Here is an 18,550-nt window from a genome sequence, read left to right on the forward strand (position 1 = left end):
TTAATCCGTGTCAGAATGAATTCTGTCGGCACCCTACCCCCACGGACGAGCAGGCGATAATTCAAAAGCTTATGAAAGCCATAACTAAAAGTTATACGATACCGCACGAAAGCATTCCATAAACCGCTCCGCCACTTTTGATAGTGGCCTGTTTTCGTCCACCAAACCAATCATTTCATAAGGCATTGCCGGTGATAACGGTGTGAACTCAAGCCCTTTTATCGCACCGGCCCTCGCTGTCAGGTGATCGACCAGTGAAACACCGGCGCCGTGAGCCACAAGATTGCTGGCAATATAATAGGTCTGCACCGTGATCACCGCATCGAGCGTCACCCCTTCATCCTGCGCACGCTTTGTGACCAGTTGGGAAAGCGGGCCGCTATCCTTGATGCCTATAATATCCCGCCCTACCAGGTCCAGGAAGCGCAGTGCCTTCCGGCCACCAAATTCACCGGCTTTGTGGGCGCAGTATATCTGCCCGACCCCAATTTTATAGCGCTTGACACCCGCAAGCGGCGGCGGGTTAAACGCCACGGCAATATCGCAGTTCTGTTCTCGCAGAGCGGTGAGGATATTGGAAAAATGCGTCGTGCTGATCTCAAACGTCACGTCCCTGTAGGTGTGACGAAACTGGGCCACCGCGCGCGGCAACACCTCAAGGCCAAGCGCTGGCATGACCGCAAGACGCACATGACCTGAACGACCATCCGCGAGATGCCGCGCACGGCTCTCAAGGGCCGTCAACTGGCTATGGATGGTCTTGACCTCCACGAACAGCGCATGGGCCTCTGGCGTGGGGACCATCTTGCCCTTCACGCGATCAAAAAGCGCATAGCCCAGCCCATCTTCAGCATGACGCAAAACCTTGCTGACCGAAGGTTGTGACACATTCAGCACCAACGCCGCGCGGCTTACCGAGCCGGTGCTGTATACCGCGTGAAATATTTCAATATGCCGAAGCCGCATAAGCCATAACCAAAAAGAATAGGACAAGATCACTTCGCACCAGAGCTGCCATTTTGTCAACGCTCTCATCAGGCAGGCCCGATGACCAAGACGGTGGCCTTTGGCAAGGCGGAAGACCGGCATAGCCTCGCCTTCATGGTATTTCATTTTTTGCATATTTATCATATTGTTTTTGTTACTAAATTTGACGCCATTAAAAATAACAGCAAATAATTATCATTTTTTTGTAATTCAATGCAAAAATTAATAACCTCGAATAAGGGAAGTCAGACTCTGCGCTGCGTGCGCATGATGTCTCAGCTAGTTTCGCGAAGGGAAGCAAAATGAAACTCATCCGCGGTGCCGCCATGGCGTGCATGCTGTTTACGATGACGGCATGCAACGATGAAATAACACTCAGCAGCGCCGACCGGTATGAACCTAGGTCTGTAATGCAGGTCGAGCACCCGGAATGGACGCGGTCCGCAACACTTTACCAGATCAATACCCGCCAGTTCACGCCAGAAGGTACCTTTGATGCCGCCCGCGCCGAGCTACCACGACTGAAGGAACTGGGCGCCGATATCCTGTGGCTGATGCCCATTCATGAAATTGGCGAGAAAAACCGTAAGGGCAGCCTTGGCAGCCCCTACAGCGTGAAAGATTATTACAGCGTCAACCCGGAGTTTGGCACTCTGGAAGACCTCAAAGCCTTCGTCGCGGATGCCCACGCGCTTGATATGCATGTGATCATCGACTGGGTCGCCAATCATACCGCGTGGGATAATGCGCTGGCGAGCGAGCACCCCGACTGGTACGAGCGCGACTGGAAAGGCGATTTTCGCCCCACACCGTGGTGGGACTGGTCGGATATCATTGATCTTGATTACTCAAAGCGCGGCGTCCGGGAATATATGACCAACGCGCTGAAGTATTGGGTTGAGGAGGTGGGCGTGGACGGCTACCGCATCGACACCGCCGGTTTTGTCCCCACCGATTTCTGGGAAAACGCCCGAGCGGAGCTGGACGCAATCAAACCCGTGTTCATGCTGGGCGAATGGGAGGACCGCGACCTATACAGGAAGGCGTTTGACGCCACATACGCATGGTCCTGGAACAAGGCGGTGCATGATATCGCCAAGGGCCATGCCGACACCGGCGCGCTATTTGTCTATTATAGCTGGAATGAAAGCGCCTACCCGCGCGATGCCTATCGCATGACCTATACCTCCAACCATGACCAGAACGCCTGGGAAGGCACGCAGTTCGAGCATTTTGGGGATGCGCTGGAAGGCGCAATTGTGCTTTCTGTAGTCGGAGAAGGCATGCCGCTTCTTTATAACGGTCAGGAAGCCGGGAACGAGAAACGGCTTAAGTTCTTCGAGAAAGACCCGATCAAATGGCGAACGCACCCCATTGGCGACCTATTCAAAACGCTTTTTGAGCTTAAGCATGAGAACACAGCGCTGTGGAACGGCGCTGCGGGGGCTCGTATGATCTCGGTGGTGAACTCAGCGCCCCAGAAGGTGTTGAGCTTTGTGCGCAAGAATGAGGCAGACCGGGTGTTCGCACTGATCAACTTCTCAGACACGCCCCAAACCATCACCTTTGGTAATGGCCCGCATTATGGCCGTTACACGGAGCTGTTCAGCGGCGACGCCGCCGCCTTCCACGCATCAACAAGCGTGACCCTGCCCGCGTGGGGCTATAAGGTATATATCGGCCAATAGTGATGACCGCGGAGGCGCCAGACGGTGACAGACAAGAACAGAAACATTCGAAAGGTTGTCGTCGTTGGTGGCGGCTCTGCAGGTTGGATGACGGCTGCATCGCTTGCAAATGCGCTGAAAGGCGGTTGCGAGATTGTACTGGTCGAATCCGAAGATATCGGCGTTGTAGGCGTTGGCGAGGCGACTATCCCACCCATCAAGATTTTCAATCATACTCTTGGCATTGATGAGGCCGAGTTTATAGCCGCGACCCAAGGCTCGTTCAAGCTCGGGATCGAATTTGCCGGGTGGGGCGACAAGGATCATCGATATTTCCATCCGTTCGGGGATTTTGGCGCCAACTTTGATGCTGTTCAACTGTATCATTATTGGCTGAAAGCCCGCACAGAAGGCGATATGATCCCGCTTGAGGAGTATTCCATGGCCTGGGTAGCCGCCAAAACTGGCAAGTTCGCCAAACCCACGCAGGACCGCCGCATGGTGCAATCTACCTTCGACTATGCCTATCATTTTGATGCCATTCTTTATGGCCACTTCCTGCGGCGCTATAGCGAAGCGCGGGGTGTGAAGCGTATTGAAGGTAAGGTGACGAACACCCAACTGCGCGCTGACGATGGCTTCATCGAGAGCATCCGGCTCGAAAGCGGTGAAACGGTCAGGGGAGACCTGTTCATCGACTGCACCGGCTTTCGCGGGCTTCTGATCGAAGGAGCGCTGAAAACAGGCTATGAAGACTGGTCCAAATGGCTACCGTGTGACCGCGCGGTTGCGATACCAAGCGAAAGCAGCGCTGATTTCACCCCTTACACCCGGTCGACCGCGCTTGAGGCCGGCTGGCAATGGCGCATCCCGCTACAGCACCGCACTGGCAACGGCTATGTCTACTGCTCGGAGCATATCAGCGATGATGAAGCCGCAGCCAAACTGCTGGCGGGGCTGGACGGCAAGGCGCTTGCCGACCCGCGGCCACTCAGCTTCACCACCGGGCGGCGCAAGAAGTTCTGGCACAAAAACTGTGTAGCAATTGGCCTGGCGGCAGGTTTCATGGAGCCTTTGGAGAGCACGAGCCTGCATCTGGTACAAACCGGCATTACCCGCCTGCTCGCACTGTTTCCCACGCGGGATTTTGACCCGTTTGCAGAGGAAGAATATAACCGCATCACGACGGGTGAGTATGAACGCACGCGCGATTTCCTGATCCTGCATTATCATGCCACCAAGCGGCAGGACACGACGCTCTGGCGCTATTGCACAGAAATGGAAATCCCGGAAAGCCTGTCATACAAGATGGAGCATTTTCGCCGCGCCGGCCGTATTGTCGCCTATGATATGGAACTATTCAAAAACCCAAGCTGGCTTGCGGTTTACATCGGGCAATTCATCATGCCTGCACGTTATGACCCAATAGCGGACATGCGCGGCGTGGACGGCACCCGCATGCTCGCGGGCCTGAGGCGCGTGATGGTTGAGGCAGCATCAGGCATGTCAAGCCACAGCGATTTCGTGAAGAGTTATTGCCCCGCCGCCGCACAGTAACGGACGATAAAGTCCTTGTGGGCGGGAACCTTCGCCGCGCTTGTATCAATGATCTGCTTCAGGTTTGCCAGATAGTCATCAAGCTGCGTGTCCCCCAAGCCTGAGGCAAGCGGCGAGAACTCCCTTGCGCGCAGCCCCTGACCCCACATGACCTGTAGCCACGCCACTTCAGCAAACAGCTCCCCACCTTCACGGAAAATCAAGCCACTATCTTCGAACAGGTTCATACGATGAGACAGGCTCTCAGGCACCGGCATGGCTGCGCAGTGCTGCCAGAAGGCGCTGTCTGAGCGTTTGTTGGCGCGGTAATGCAGAATGATAAAATCGCGGATACGTTCATACTCGAACGTCAGTTGACGATTATATTCCTCCCGCAGGCTTTCTTCAAACCCCAGAGACGGGAACATCTGCGCAAGGCGAACAATAGCTGTCTGGATAAGGTGGATGCTGGTGCTTTCCAGCGGCTCCATAAACCCGGATGCGAGACCGACAGCGACACAGTTCTTTACCCAGAAGCTGTTGCGACGCCCGGTCTTGAACTGCAAGGTGCGCGGCTCCGCCAGCGCCTTGCCTTCAAGGTTTCCCATCAGGATGGATGTGGCCTCGTCCTCGCTCATATACTCAGAGCAAAAGACATGGCCGTTCCCGGCCCGATGCTGCAGCGGGATACGCCACTGCCAGCCCGCCTTGTGTGCGATAGACTGCGTGTAAGGCCTCAGTCGCCGCCCGTTTTCCGCCGGCACCGCCACGGCGCGGTTACAGGGCAGCCAGTGGGTCCACTCCTCATAGCCCACCCCCAACGCCTCGCCAATCAGCAGCGCCCGGAAGCCTGAGCAATCAATGAACAAGTCACCCGTGATCTCTTCACCGTCCTTAAGGCTGACGGAGGCAATATGGCCGCTTTCACCATCAAGGTTGGCATGGGTGATCATACCCTCAACGCGCTTCACGCCAGCTTGCTCGCACGCAGCGCGCAGGAACCGCGCATAAAGCCCCGCGTCAAAATGAAAGGCATGCACCAGCCCCTCGAGCGGTGAATTCGGTATCTGCTTCATTCGGGTGAACCGGTCGGCTTTCGCCACCTGATAGTTAAAGGAATAATCCCACAGGTCGGAGGCATGACCTGCGGCTTTTGCGCGCAGCCAGTGGTGATGGAAGGCATTCATGCCAATCTGGCGACCGATGGGGCCAAAGGCATGCATATATTTGTCGCCCACAGCCCCCCAGTTTTCAAACTGTATGCCCAACTTGAAAGTGCCTTGTGTGGCTTTCAGGAAAGCATTTTCATCGATACCCAGCACGTTGTTGAATATCTGCAGCGGCGGAATGGTGGCTTCCCCAACACCGACAGTGCCGATGTCGTCGGATTCAATCAACGTGATCTCAAGCTCGCGGCCCAAAAGCTTGGCCAGGAGGCTTGCGCTCATCCAGCCGGCGGTGCCACCGCCTACAATCACCGCTTTCCTGACCTTGTTCCCCTGCATGCCAGCCCCCCACTCTTGAAAAAGAAAGTCCCCGCCGATGACTATACCGGCGGGGACATATGGTTCAAGCAATCGCCGGTGTTCGGCAATTACATTTTATAGTTCAGACCAAAGAGGAAGGTCCTGCCATAGTTCTGATAGTCACGCACCTGACGCGGGTCACCATTATAGTAGGTGGTGAACGGCTCGTTCGTGAGGTTGTTGACCTGGAACAGGATAGACAGGCCGTCGACACCCACTTCTGTCAGGTCGTAGCCGATCTGCGCATCGACGATGGTCTCTGCCTCTACGTCCACAAGGGTACGAGCCAGGCTGAGTGTTGCAACTTCGCCAAGAAACTTGGAACGATGACGAACGCTGGCACGAGCCTGAAAGCCGTGGTCTTCATAGTAGACTGTCCCGTTGAGAACCGTCTTCGACAGGCCCGGCAAGGTGATTTCGTCGCCACTGTTCGGGTCAACGATCTTACTGTTGGTGAAGGATGCTGAACCCAGCACCCCGAAGCCTTCAAGCGCGTCAGAGAACATGGCGAACGGAAGGGAAGCCGACAGTTCGAGGCCATAGATGTGGCCGCCGTCGATATTGTCGGTGTAATCACGACGCCCAATTGGCGATAAGGTGATTTCGTTACCGCTACCGTCGGTGAAAGTCAGATCCTCGCCAAGTGGGCCAAGAATCTCAGAGAAGTCATACTCTTCGGACGCGGCGAATGGGAAACTCTGGATTTCTTTATAGAAACCGGCAATGGACGCATACCCGCCGTCACCGAAATAGGTTTCATAAGCCAGATCAAATTGCCAGGTCTTGAATGGTTTCAGTTCAGGGTTACCGCCACCGCCGGTGAAGATAAGCTGCGTCTGGTCGAAACCAAAGCTGAAGCCCGCGTTCATATCAGACATTTTAGGACGTGCGAGAACCTGTGCGATACCCACACGGATCTTGTTGTCGTCATTCAGATTGAAACTGAGGTTCATGCTTGGCAGGAAGTCCCAGTATTCCGCGCCTTCCGTGACCTCTGTGAAGCGCACAACATCCGCACCACCCTCATTGACAATCCGCGCCGCCGAACCCGTGGAACTTTGGTCGGTGTGAACCGCCTGCACGCCAACATTACCCGTCACCCAGTCAGCCTCAATATTGGCCTGAATGTAGGCGTTGAAGACTTTCTCGGTCACCGACCAGCTGTTGGTCGTGCGGCTCAGTTCGCTTTCCGAGGCGTCCGTCAGAATGTAAGCGCCACTTTCAAATAGCGCCAGCGCGTCATAGCTGAGCATATCGCCCATACCGATGAAGTCGAGCGACGTTGGCTCCAGCAGGAACTCCGTTGGCACCGGCACATCAGCGGGATATTCCTTCAGCGTAAGGTAGTAACCCTGGTCCTTCAGGCTTTTGGTACGCTTGGCGTAGCGAACGCCATACTCGACCGAAGATAGGAAGTCATTGCTGACCATTTGCTCTGCGCTCAGCTTAACGGCATAGAGCTCATCGTCCGTTTCCGGTGCGTTGATGAAGCCATCCTGTGCGTCCGCGTCAGGATAAGCCCCCGCAGCCACAAGCCCTGCACCCCAGCTGAGCGGACCGCCAAGCTGAATCAGGCTCGGGTCAGAATAGTCAAGCCCCGGTGTAAAGGTGGTCACACCGTCTGCACCAATGCTGAAACCGAGGTCATCAGTTGCGCCAACGCCGCCGCCACGGCCCGTGCCGGAGTATGTTTCCATGTTGGTTTCGGTACGGTCAACGCGCGAATAGCTGAGGTCCGCATCGATGATCCAGTTATCGTTCATCTGATATTCGGTGTTCCAGCCAAGGGCAACGGTGTCCGCCTTGCGCTTCACAAAGTCGTTGCGAACAACCACTTCTGCGCCGTTGAACTGGCCCTGCGTGATCAGGCCGTCTTCAACTGTATAACCATCCTGAAGCTGCGCCCCGGACCATGCCAGCGGAATTTCAATACCGCGCAGGGTCTGCTCATCATCGAACTTGGAGTAATAGGCATCAATCGTGGTACGGAACGCGCTATCATGCGGCGCATATTCCAGCACGCCTAGCAGACCATCACGTGTCAACTCGTTTGATTTCACATATGGCTTGGCACCGCCGATCAGGAGATTGCCGTCCGAATGCTCAGGGAAACCCCAGGTGTTCCAGCGCTCTTCCTGCGTAGGCGAAACCATGCGTGCGTAGCCCAGTGCCACACCAATCGTGTCGTCAGCAAACTGATCAACATAAGAAACACTCGCACGGTAACCCGTGGCGGATGTGCCCGAGTTCAGCGCACCAAGGTCGGCGTATTCACCCCGCACGTTCACAACAATCGCGCGGTCACCATAGGTAAGCGGCTTGATTGTCTGCAGGTCAACAGTGCCGCCGACGGCCTGACTCGTGAGGCTGGCATCCGGCGTCTTGTAGATAAGAACCCCGTTAATCAGCTCGGAAGGATACTGGTCATATTCAACAGCGCGGTTATTGTTCGCCGAAACCTGCTCACGGCCATTCAGGGTCGTGGTGGTGAAGTCCGGCGCGAGGCCACGAATGGAAATGACGTTCGCGCGGCCATCAAGGCGCTGAGCTGCAAGGCCCGGCAGGCGCGCGATCGATTCAGCGATGGACGCATCCGGCAACTTGCCGAGGTCTTCCGCAGAAATTGCTTCAACGATAGAGCTGCTCTCACGCTTGCGCGCAACCGAACTCATGATACTGGCACGAAGACCGGTGACGGTAATTTCTTCAAGCTCAGCGACTTCTGTTTCCTGCTCAGCTTCTTCCTGAGCCAGAACAGGGCTGGCAGCAAATGCAATTACCGACAGCGACGCAAATGATAAAAGTTGTGACCTTAGTTTTGAGGTGCGCATGCAATCCTCCCCTTCCGCTATAAACTCGCCAAGACCGGACTTCCCTACACTAAAGTACCAGCCAGCACTGATGACGCCTCCTTCCACTGAGGCGCTTTGGTGTTCCCTTTTTTCAAAATGCGTCCATTTTTTTGCAAAAATCAAGATATTTTTTCATATTTTTGCCATTTATTGCAAAAGCGTGAAACAGCGTGCTTTTCCTGCAACAACCTATGTATAGCCTAATATATTTAATATATAGCTAACACATAACCGGCTTAAACACCGGCGCTTCACGGCGAATGATCGTGGAGATAAAAAATATTTCATTTATTTTTTGCATTTTTTGCAAAAACTGATATGACGAGTTTTGCCACAGGGAATGGCATACATAAGTTTAGGGTCGCACCACTAGGGGAAGAGGGAAACACATGACCGCAAAACCGCACTTGGGTTTTTGGCAAATCTGGAACATGTGCTTCGGCTTCATGGGTATCCAGTTTGGCTTCGCGCTGCAAAATGCGAACGTCAGCCGCATCTTTCAAACCCTCGGCGCCAGCTTTGATGACATTCCTATGTTATGGGTCGCGGCGCCCCTTACGGGCCTGATCGTCCAACCCATCATCGGGTATATGAGCGACCGCACATGGACACGGCTGGGCCGCCGCCGCCCCTATTTCCTGTGGGGCGCCATTCTGGCCACGCTGTCACTCTTCTTCATGCCCAATTCACCTGCGCTTTGGGTCGCAGCCGGCATGCTGTGGGTAATGGACGCCTCCATCAACGTCACAATGGAGCCCTTCCGCGCGTTTGTAGGAGATAACCTGTCGGAGAGCCAACGCACCACCGGCTTTGCCATGCAGAGCTTTTTCATCGGGGTTGGCTCCGTGATTGCCTCTGCCCTGCCCTACGTGATGACCAACTGGTTCGATGTTTCAAACACCGCGCCTGCCGGCATGATTCCTCAATCAGTGAAGCTGAGCTTTTATTTCGGTGGCGCGGTATTGTTTCTCGCTGTCTTGTGGACCATTCTGCGCAGCCGCGAGTACGCGCCCGAACAGCTTGAAGCTTTTGCTGCCACTGAGGCGAAAGCAAAAGCAACCGCCACCGCCCCGCTGGACCGCGTGGCGCCTGAGCGCCCCGCATCGGCCTACCGCCGCGACGGCGTTGTCTGGCTGGTAATTGGCGGTGCCTTCACATGGTTTGTATTCAACCAGGGCCTCGATAAGCAGCTCTATATCCTTGCGGGCGGAATCACCGTCTTCGGCCTTTTACAGCTTATCTCTGGCGTGATGAAAACCGCAGGCAAAACTGAAAACGGCTTCATTGAAGTCATTGACGACATCTTCCTGATGCCCCGGGTCATGAAACAACTGGCTGTCGTGCAATTCTTTTCCTGGTTCGCGCTTTTTGCCATGTGGACCAGCACCACACCCGCCATTACAGCTTTCCATTATGGCGCCACCGACGTGACCTCAGCGGCCTATAATGAGGGCGCGGACTGGGTCGGCATTCTGTTCGCGGCCTATAATGTATTCGCCGCCCTCGCCGCTTTCGCCATTCCGAAACTGGCTTCGATAATCGGCCGCCGACAAACGCACCTCATCAACCTTTGCCTCGGCGGGCTTGGTTTGGTCTCCTTCTTTTTCATTAGCGATCCCAAGATGCTGATTGTCTCCATGGTTGGGGTCGGGGTTGCCTGGGCATCGATCCTCTCAGTGCCCTATTCGTTGCTTTCAAGCGCGGTGCCCTTCACCAAAATGGGGGTTTACATGGGTATCTTTAACTTCTTCATTGTAATCCCGCAGCTTCTCGCGGCCAGCGTTCTTGGCCTGCTGGTCCGCACCTTCTTTGACGGCGAGCCGATTTTCGCCTTGGTTATCGGCGGAGTATCTATGGTGGTTGCGGGCTTCACAACGCTTCTCGTCGACAAGGGAGAAATACAAAATGCGTAAACGCAATAAATACGCGGGTGCTCTTCTAGCGGCAGCATTTCTGGCAACGACTTGTTTTGCGGCGGATGGCACAACAGATGCGGCTGCGCGCCCCGAGGCATTGCGCCCCTACACCCAGCGCCCCATCACCGATGACGTCATGTATTTTGTCATGCCGGACCGTTTCTTCAACGGCGACCCGACCAACGACCGTGGCGGTATCGAAGGTGACAGGCTGAACCACGGCTTCGACCCCACCCACAAGGGTTTTTACCATGGCGGTGATATCGAGGGCCTGACCGCAAAACTGGACTATCTGGCAGACATGGGGATCAGCGCAATCTGGCTGACCCCGATCTTCAAGAATAAACCTGTACAGGGCAACCCGGAAGGGGCGTCCGCCGGCTATCATGGTTATTGGATCACCGATTTCACGCAGATCGATCCCCATCTCGGCAGCAATGATGACCTGAAGGCATTTGTGAACGCTGCCCATGCGCGCAACATGAAGGTGATCTTCGATATCATCACCAACCATACGGCCGATGTTATCAAGTATGATGAATGCCTGCCCGAGAGCTCGCTCGACAAGGACACATTGATCCCACTGTGTGACTATCGCAGCATCGCGGATTATCCCTACACCACCCATGGCGGTGTTGAGGGCAGCCCGATCAATGATGGCTTCCTGGGTGACACCCCCGAGCATCAGACACAGGCAAACTTCTCACGCCTGAAGGATCAGACGTTTGCATACACCCCTTATGTTCCTGAAACCGAGAAGGATGTGAAGGTACCAGCGTGGCTGAATGACGTGCGCTACTATCACAATCGCGGCGACAGCGAATGGAAAGGTGAGAGCTCTCTCTATGGTGATTTCGCGGGTCTCGATGACCTGTTCACCGAACATCCTGATGTGAAAGCAGGTTTTATCGACATCTACAAATTCTGGATCAGCGAGTTTAAAATCGACGGCTTCCGCATTGATACGGTGCGTCATGTCAACGACAGCTTCTGGCAGGCGTTTTCGCCGGCGATTCTTGAACATGCAAAAGCGGAAGGGATTGAGCAGTTTTATGTCTTTGGCGAGGTCTACGACGGCAACCCTGAGCATTTGAGCCACTATACCCGCGTTGCAAAACTGCCTGCGGTCCTTGATTTTGGCTTCCAGGGTATTGCAACCGATGTCATCGCACGCGACAAAGCGCCTAAATTACTGGCGAATTTATACGCTCAGGATGGGCTTTACGACAGTGAGTATGGCAGCGCATCCATCCTGCCAACCTTCCTTGGCAACCATGACATGGGCCGGATCGGCCGTTTCATTACCACAGCACGGGACGACATGGGGGCGGATGAGGCGCTTATGCGCGATAAACTGGCTCATGCGCTGATGTATACCACGCGCGGCATCCCCGTGGTCTATTATGGAGACGAACAGGGTTTCACCGGCGATGGCCACGATCAGGACGCTCGTGAAAACATGTTCGAGAGCCAGGTCGAAAACTATAATGACAATACACTCATTGGCTCGGCCAGCAGCCCGGCTGCGGACAATTTTGATCGTAGCCACCCGCTTTATGAATATCTGACCGAGCTGGCCGTTCTACGGCGCTCCCATCTCGCTCTTATGGGCGGGGCACAGAACGTGCTGTTTGCCGACGATAAACCCGGCATATTCGCTTTCGAGCGTCTGGGCACCGAGGGCAGCGAACGTTTGCTGATGATCTTCAATACCGCCAACCGCGACGCTGCGGCTAATATTGCACTTGCCGTCGGCGAAACGGGTGTTTGTCATGTCGCGGGCACAGAAACCAGCATAAATCTTGATAAGAACGGTGTTGGCACTGTGTTGCCACCCCTCAGTTGGACAGCATACAGCCTGTCAGATTGCGTAGAATAGTGTTTTATGGAGTTAGCCAAGTGAAAGATTGGTGGCAAGGCGCCGTTATATATCAGATTTACCCTCGCAGCTTCTGTGACAGCAACGGCGACGGCGTTGGTGACCTGAACGGCATCACCGAAAAACTGGACTATGTCGCCAGCCTTGGGGTTGACGGAGTCTGGATATCTCCTTTTTTCAAATCTCCCATGCATGACTTCGGCTATGATGTAGCGGACTTTCGTGACGTGGACCCTGTGTTTGGCACGCTGGAAGATTTTGACCGTCTGCTTGAGCACGCGCACGAACTTGGCCTTAAGGTTATTATTGACCAAGTCTATTCACATGCATCAATGGAATGCGCTTGGTTCAAGGAAAGCAAAGCAAGCCGCACCGGCGACAAGGCAGACTGGTTCGTCTGGGCAGACGCCAAGCAGGACGGCAGCCCACCCAACAATTGGCAGTCGGTTTTCGCAGGCCCTGCCTGGACATGGAGTGCTGCACGCAAGCAGTATTATTTCCATAATTTCCTGTCGGAACAACCAGACCTCAATGTGCATAATCCCGAAGTGCAGGAAGAGTTGCTTTCTGTCGCGCGCTTCTGGCTGGAACGCGGCGTGGACGGCTTCCGCCTTGACGCAACAAACTTCTATATGCATGACCCGGCGCTCAGGGATAACCCACCCTTTAAAAACGGCAATGCCGTGCGGCCATTTGACATGCAGGATCAAATTTATAACCAGTCCCACCCGGACATTGAAAAATTCCTCGCACGCCTCAGGGGACTGATGGACAGCTATGGTGCCACATTCACTGTGGCCGAGGTTGGCGGCAGGCGCTCGCTTGAGGAAATGGCCGCTTATACCAAAGGCGACAAGCTGCTGCACACGGCCTACAGTTTCATCTTCCTGGAAGAAGAGGAGCTGACTGTGCCCGGCATCCGCGACGCGATAGAGGACTGGGACAAGGCAGCCGACAGCTGGCCGTCATGGACCTTCTCGAACCATGACCGGCGGCGCGTGGTTTCGCGTTGGCGTAAAAACCGCGACCCTGACGCCTTTGCAAAGGCGATGAACGCACTGCTGCTGTCGCTCAAAGGCACGATTTTCATTTATCAGGGCGAAGAACTGGGGCTGCCGCAATCCGATGTCCCCTACGAACGGCTCGTTGATCCTGAAGCGATTAAAAACTGGCCGGAAACGCTCGGTCGTGATGGCTGCCGCACCCCGATGCCATGGACGGATGCCACCAAAAACGGTGGCTGGCCCGCCGAAACATGGCTGCCGATGGATATGAACCATTTCCCCATGTCGGTGGCGGCACAGGAAACAGACAGCGCGTCTTCTCTCGCCTTCACCCGACGGTTATTGACACTGCGAAAAGCGCATCCTGCTCTGGTCTATGGCGACATCACATTCCTGGACACACCGGAACCGGTGCTTGCGTTCCTCCGCGAGGCTGACGGTGAAAAGCTTTTATGCGTCTTCAACCTCGGTGAAGACGCGGCGAACTGGGCCGGACATGAAGGTGAGCCGACGTTGGTGCTGGGTGTCGGCGGTGTCGACAGCGCGGGCACACAAGCATTACCCGTCTGTGGCGGCTTTATCGCCAAACTATAGACAAAAAAGGGGCCAACAGCCCCTTTTATTTACCGCAAAATTAGATCTAGGATCCGCAGGATTCGCGGATAATGAGATCTGTGGGCAGGTTTGACGGCTGCACCGCCTGCCCTTCCAGCATGCGCAACAGTTTGCTGACAATCAACCGGCCAGCCTTTGTTACATCCTGCCTGATCGTGCTGAGCGCGGGGCTGGCAAACGCCGCTACCAGCACATCATCATACCCAATGACCGACACATCGTCGGGTACATTTTTGTCCGCACTGGCCAGCGCCCGCATTGCACCGATCGCGATCATGTCACTTGCCGCGACCACACCGTCAAACTGGATGCCTTCCTCAAGCAGGACGTCAATCGCCTCCATGGCTGATTCCGGGTAGAAATGTGCCGGGCGCACAAGGTGTGGATCAAGCGGCATGCCTGACAGTTCAAGCGCTTCCTTATAGCCGGCAAAGCGCAGCTGTACTTCAGGGCCGTCGGTATCACCAAGGAAAGCGATGCGTTTGCGGCCCATGCGAATGAGGTGGTTGGTCGCGCGCCTCCCGCCCTGCTGGTTATCACTCCCTACGGAGCAGTAAACCTGCCCCGGAAGCTGTGCACCCCAGGCCACAAATGGCACCTTCATCTGCGCCAGTTGGTTGAGCTGGTCATGCAGCGTGCTTTGCCCGATCACCACCAGTCCGTCACACCTGCCGCTGGCAACAAGATTGGCCGCGCTGTGATAATCCGTCATGGTCAGGTGCGAGATCAGCATGTCACAGTTCTGCTCCTTGAGCGCATCACCAATACCGCCAATCAGATCGAGGGTGAACGGGTCGGAAAGGCGTGTGTCACGGCCCTGTGGTGGCGGGATCACGATCGAAATCGTCTTGTCCGCATCATCAGTGTAGACCTTGTCCTTGAGACGACCGGAATAATTGTTGTTCTGGGCCAACGACATGATGCGCTTTTTTGTGCGGTCGGACACCAGCGGGCTATCGTTCAGTGCACGCGACACGGTCGAGATCGAGACGTTCGCAAGTGCCGCCAAATCCTCCAGCCGCTTCAGGTTCTTCTTGTTTGTATCGTCCATCACTACCCAATCTTGCACATTTTTGCATCAATACCGAGCCGGCATGCAGCCTGACACAGTTTAGCTTGATATCATCGTAGTTTGAAAGAGGGAATATTTTTGCAAGTCTTGCAATTTGTTGCCGGATAAAGCGCAAAGAAAAAGCCCCGGGCCGCAGCCCGGGGCTGATGGTTTTCATGTCGACGAAGGTCAGGCCTTGGCCTTGGCCCGTGTCTCAAGCTTGCGCAGCAGCACGTAGAACACCGGCGTGAAGAAAAGGCCAAAGAAGGTCACCCCCAGCATGCCGGAGAACACCGCGATACCCATCACGTTGCGCATCTCTGCGCCCGCACCTGTGGATAATACCATCGGCACCACCCCCATGATAAACGCGAATGACGTCATCAGGATCGGGCGAAGACGCAGACGGGCAGCTTCAATCGCGGCGTCAACAGTGCTGCGGCCATGCATCTCAAGCTCGCGGGCGAACTCCACAATCAGGATGGCGTTCTTGCACGCCAGTCCCGCCAGCACAAAAAGGCTGATCTGAGTGAAGATGTTATTGTCGCCGCCCGTCAGCCACACACCAACAACCGCCGACAGCACAGCCATCGGCACAATCAGGATCACGGCGAGCGGTAACGCAAGACTTTCGTACTGCGCCGCCAGCACCAGAAACACCAGAAGCACACAAAGCGGGAAGACAAACACCGCGGTGTTCCCTGCCAGGATTTGCTGGTAGGTCAGGTCCGTCCACTCATACTCCATGCCCTTGGGCAGGGTCTCGTCGAGGATTTTGGCGATCGCTGCCTGCGCCTGCCCGCTGGAATAACCCGGTGCTGCATCGCCGTTCAGGTCCGCCGCCCGAAAGCCGTTGTAGCGCTGCGCACTTTCAGGCCCGTAACTTTCGTCAAGCGACATGACAGCCGCCAGCGGGATCATATCTCCGGCATTGTTTCGCACCTTCAGTTGCAGCGCGTCCTGTGTTGTAGACCGATATTGTTTATCGGCTTGGGCCACAACCTGATAGGTACGACCAAAGTTGTTGAAATCATTCACATAAAGTGAACCGAGGTAAATCTGCATCGTTGTGAAGATTTCGTCGATATCGAGGCCAAGCTGTTTCGCACGCTCCCGGTCAAGGTCCGCATAGAGCTGCGGCACATTGATCTGGTAACTGGAGAATACCCCGGTCAACTCCGGCGCGGCCCATGCTTTTTGCAACACCTCCTGAAGCGCGGCGTTGAGTGCCTCATAACCAAGGTCCGTACGGTCCTCGATCTGCAGCTTGAAGCCACCGATGGTGCCAAGACCCTGGACAGGGGGCGGCGGGAAGATGGCGATGAAAGCTTCCTTGATATCACCGAACTTCTGGTTGAGGCGGCCAGCAATGGCACCGCCGGACATGTTGGCACCCTTGCGTTTCTCAAACTCGTCAAGGCTGACAAATACAATGCCCGCGCTTGAACTGTTGGTGAAGCCGTTGATGGAAAGCCCCGGGAACTGAATGGCGCTTTTCACACCGGGTTCCGCAAGCGCGATCTCACCCATCTCGCGGATCACCGCTTCCGTACGTTCCAGAGTGGCACCGTCGGGCAATTGCGCGAACCCGACAAGATACTGCTTGTCCTGTCCCGGTACAAAGCCTTGGGGCACTTCCTCGAAACCCTGATAGGTCAGACCCAGCAGGACAGCATAAAGCACAACCGCGACCGATTTACGGCCAAGGATTTTACTCACGCCCGACGAATATCCGTTCGAGCTCTTTTTAAAGCCGCGGTTAAACAGGCGGAAGAAACCGCCAAAGACAAAATCAATGCCCTTTGTCAGCCTGTCTTTCGGCGCGTCATGACCTTTCAGAAGCAGCGCTGCAAGCGCAGGGCTCAGGGTCAGCGAGTTAAAGGCGGAAATCACGGTCGAGATCGCGATCGTCAGCGCAAACTGTTTGTAGAACTGACCCGTCAGGCCGCTGATGAAAGCAATCGGCACAAAGACCGCCACCAGCGTCAGCGAGATGGCAATAATCGGGCCTGATACCTCACGCATGGCCTGATAGGTCGCTTCCTTGGGCTGCAGGCCCTTCTCGATGTACCGTTCGACGTTCTCAACCACCACGATGGCATCATCCACCACGATGCCGATCGCCAGTACCAAGCCAAAGAGAGAGAGAGCATTGATGGAGAATCCGAACAGAAGCATCAATGCAAAGGTACCGACGATCGACACCGGCACGGCGAGCAAGGGAATGATCGATGCACGCCATGTCTGGAGAAAGACGATGACAACAAGAACAACAAGCGCAACGGCTTCCAGAAGTGTTTTTACGACAGCCTCGATGGAGCCCCGCACAAACACCGTGGGGTCGTAGGCGATGGCATAGTCCACGCCTTCGGGGAAGTTTCTTTTAAGTTCTGCCATGGTGGCGCGAACATTATCTGAAATCTGGATCGCATTAGCGCCCGGTGCCTGGAATATGGGAATTGCCACAGCGGGCTTGTTGTCCAGCATGGAACGCAGCGCATATTGCTGAGCACCAAGCTCGACCCGTGCGACATCCTTGAGCCGCGTGATTTGCCCGTTTTCACCGGCGCGGATTACAATATTTTCAAATTCGTCCACACTCTCAAGCCGCCCCTTGGCGTTGATCGGCAACTGAAGCTGGATACCGTCATCATAAGGCGCGCCACCAATCACACCCGCAGCGACCTGAATGTTCTGTTCCCTGACCGCCGTGACAACCTCACCCGCCGTCAAACCTCGTTCAGCGATTTTCTCCGGGTCAAGCCACAGACGCATGGCATAGTCACCTGCGCCGAAAATACGAACCTGGCCGACACCTTCGATCCGCGCCAGTTGGTCCTTCACGTTAAGCACTGCATAGTTTCTGAGATAAAGCGGGTCGTAGCGCTCGCTCGGTGAGCGCAAATGCACCACCATCGTCAGGTCTGGTGAGCTTTTGACCGTAGTCACTCCAAGCCGGCGTGTAACCTCAGGCAACCTTGGTGTGGCCTGTGCCACCCGGTTCTGCACCTGCTGCTGCGCGAGGTCAGGGTCGGTGCCGATACGGAAGGTCACCGTCAGGGTCATCATGCCGTCCGAGGTGGCTTGCGAGAACATATAAAGCATGTTCTCCACCCCGTTGATCTGCTCCTCAAGCGGCGTCGCCACCGTTTCGGCAATAACCTTGGGGTTAGCACCAGGGAACTGGGCATTCACCACAATCGACGGCGGAACCACCTCAGGGTATTCGGAGATCGGCAACCGGAACATGGCGATCAGACCCGCCAGGAAAATGATGATGGATAACACGCCTGCGAAAATCGGCCTGTCCACAAAAAACTTGGAGATATTCATCTATTGTCTCCGCCTCATTGGCTGGGCGCACACCAGGGCCAGCGCAAGGAATGGAAAAAGAGCCACCCGTGGTGGCCAACCTGAAAACATGCTGAAAACTACAGGCACCACGTTGGTACATTTTTGGGGTGCGCCCCGGGGTGTGATGCCCGGAGCGCTGGGGGAGAATACCGCAAAATGATGC

At 55.3% G+C, this 18,550-nt stretch carries 10 protein-coding genes; 5 read left to right on the forward strand and 5 right to left on the reverse strand.

From position 1 onward, the window contains the following. Positions 1 to 84: 84 nt before the first annotated feature. Positions 85 to 966 carry a LysR family transcriptional regulator gene (locus OEU85_RS04255; RefSeq protein ID WP_262690207.1) on the reverse strand — a complete coding sequence of 294 codons (882 nt, stop codon included), beginning with the start codon at positions 964 to 966 and terminating at the stop codon, positions 85 to 87. A gap of 323 nt (positions 967 to 1,289) precedes the next feature. Here OEU85_RS04255 and OEU85_RS04260 point away from each other — a divergent pair, with 323 nt between their 5' ends. Together OEU85_RS04260 and OEU85_RS04265 are read left to right on the forward strand one after the other, a co-directional pair. Next, positions 1,290 to 2,675 (forward strand): alpha-amylase family glycosyl hydrolase, encoded by a 1,386-nt coding sequence (locus tag OEU85_RS04260; protein ID WP_262690208.1) that lies wholly within the window; start codon positions 1,290 to 1,292, stop codon positions 2,673 to 2,675. A gap of 24 nt (positions 2,676 to 2,699) precedes the next feature. Then, positions 2,700 to 4,211 (forward strand): tryptophan halogenase family protein, encoded by a 1,512-nt coding sequence (locus OEU85_RS04265; RefSeq protein WP_262690209.1) that lies wholly within the window; start codon positions 2,700 to 2,702, stop codon positions 4,209 to 4,211. On the opposite strand, the gene OEU85_RS04270 is transcribed toward OEU85_RS04265, so the two are convergent. Together OEU85_RS04270 and OEU85_RS04275 are read right to left on the reverse strand one after the other, a co-directional pair. Continuing rightward, the gene (locus OEU85_RS04270) at positions 4,187 to 5,695 is read right to left on the reverse strand and encodes a tryptophan halogenase family protein (RefSeq protein ID WP_262690210.1); all 1,509 of its coding nucleotides are present in this window, start codon (positions 5,693 to 5,695) and stop codon (positions 4,187 to 4,189) included. The two genes, OEU85_RS04265 and OEU85_RS04270, sit on opposite strands and share 25 nt — an antisense overlap. An 89-nt stretch (positions 5,696 to 5,784) precedes the next feature. Then, positions 5,785 to 8,547, reverse strand: a complete 2,763-nt coding sequence (locus tag OEU85_RS04275) for a TonB-dependent receptor (RefSeq protein ID WP_262690211.1) — start codon at positions 8,545 to 8,547, stop codon at positions 5,785 to 5,787. Positions 8,548 to 8,957: 410 nt separating this feature from the next. Between OEU85_RS04275 and OEU85_RS04280 the strand changes: the two genes are divergently transcribed. Genes OEU85_RS04280 through OEU85_RS04290 form a run of 3 tightly spaced genes read left to right on the forward strand, consistent with a single transcriptional unit; the run spans position 8,958 to position 13,961 of the window. After that, positions 8,958 to 10,481, forward strand: a complete 1,524-nt coding sequence (locus OEU85_RS04280) for an MFS transporter (RefSeq protein ID WP_262690212.1) — start codon at positions 8,958 to 8,960, stop codon at positions 10,479 to 10,481. Beyond that, positions 10,474 to 12,363: an alpha-amylase family glycosyl hydrolase gene (locus OEU85_RS04285; protein WP_262690213.1), complete on the forward strand. Its 1,890-nt coding sequence runs from the start codon at positions 10,474 to 10,476 to the stop codon at positions 12,361 to 12,363. Before OEU85_RS04280 ends, OEU85_RS04285 begins: the two co-directional genes overlap by 8 nt. A 20-nt stretch (positions 12,364 to 12,383) precedes the next feature. Then, the gene (locus OEU85_RS04290; protein ID WP_262690214.1) at positions 12,384 to 13,961 is read left to right on the forward strand and encodes an alpha-glucosidase family protein; all 1,578 of its coding nucleotides are present in this window, start codon (positions 12,384 to 12,386) and stop codon (positions 13,959 to 13,961) included. A 46-nt stretch (positions 13,962 to 14,007) separates the two neighbouring features. Here the strand turns inward: OEU85_RS04290 and OEU85_RS04295 are convergent, their stop codons facing one another. Then, complete coding sequence (locus OEU85_RS04295; protein WP_262690215.1) at positions 14,008 to 15,033, reverse strand: LacI family DNA-binding transcriptional regulator; 1,026 nt, start codon at positions 15,031 to 15,033, stop codon at positions 14,008 to 14,010. A gap of 189 nt (positions 15,034 to 15,222) precedes the next feature. Further along, entirely contained in the window at positions 15,223 to 18,366 is a 3,144-nt protein-coding gene (locus tag OEU85_RS04300) for an efflux RND transporter permease subunit (protein WP_262690216.1), read from the reverse strand. Between the last annotated feature and the right edge of the window lie 184 nt (positions 18,367 to 18,550).

Origin of the sequence: Kordiimonas aestuarii, assembly GCF_025574465.1 — a bacterium.
Taxonomy (GTDB): Bacteria; Pseudomonadota; Alphaproteobacteria; order Sphingomonadales; family Kordiimonadaceae; genus Kordiimonas; species Kordiimonas aestuarii.

Coding starts and splice junctions, on each gene's coding strand:
- OEU85_RS04280 (WP_262690212.1), top strand. CDS start 8,958: ATGACCGCAAAACCGCACTTGGGTTTTTGGCAAATCTGGAACATGTGC.
- OEU85_RS04260 (WP_262690208.1), top strand. CDS start 1,290: ATGAAACTCATCCGCGGTGCCGCCATGGCGTGCATGCTGTTTACGATG.
- OEU85_RS04285 (WP_262690213.1), top strand. CDS start 10,474: ATGCGTAAACGCAATAAATACGCGGGTGCTCTTCTAGCGGCAGCATTT.
- OEU85_RS04295 (WP_262690215.1), bottom strand. CDS start 15,033: ATGGACGATACAAACAAGAAGAACCTGAAGCGGCTGGAGGATTTGGCG.
- OEU85_RS04300 (WP_262690216.1), bottom strand. CDS start 18,366: ATGAATATCTCCAAGTTTTTTGTGGACAGGCCGATTTTCGCAGGCGTG.
- OEU85_RS04255 (WP_262690207.1), bottom strand. CDS start 966: ATGCGGCTTCGGCATATTGAAATATTTCACGCGGTATACAGCACCGGC.
- OEU85_RS04270 (WP_262690210.1), bottom strand. CDS start 5,695: ATGCAGGGGAACAAGGTCAGGAAAGCGGTGATTGTAGGCGGTGGCACC.
- OEU85_RS04275 (WP_262690211.1), bottom strand. CDS start 8,547: ATGCGCACCTCAAAACTAAGGTCACAACTTTTATCATTTGCGTCGCTG.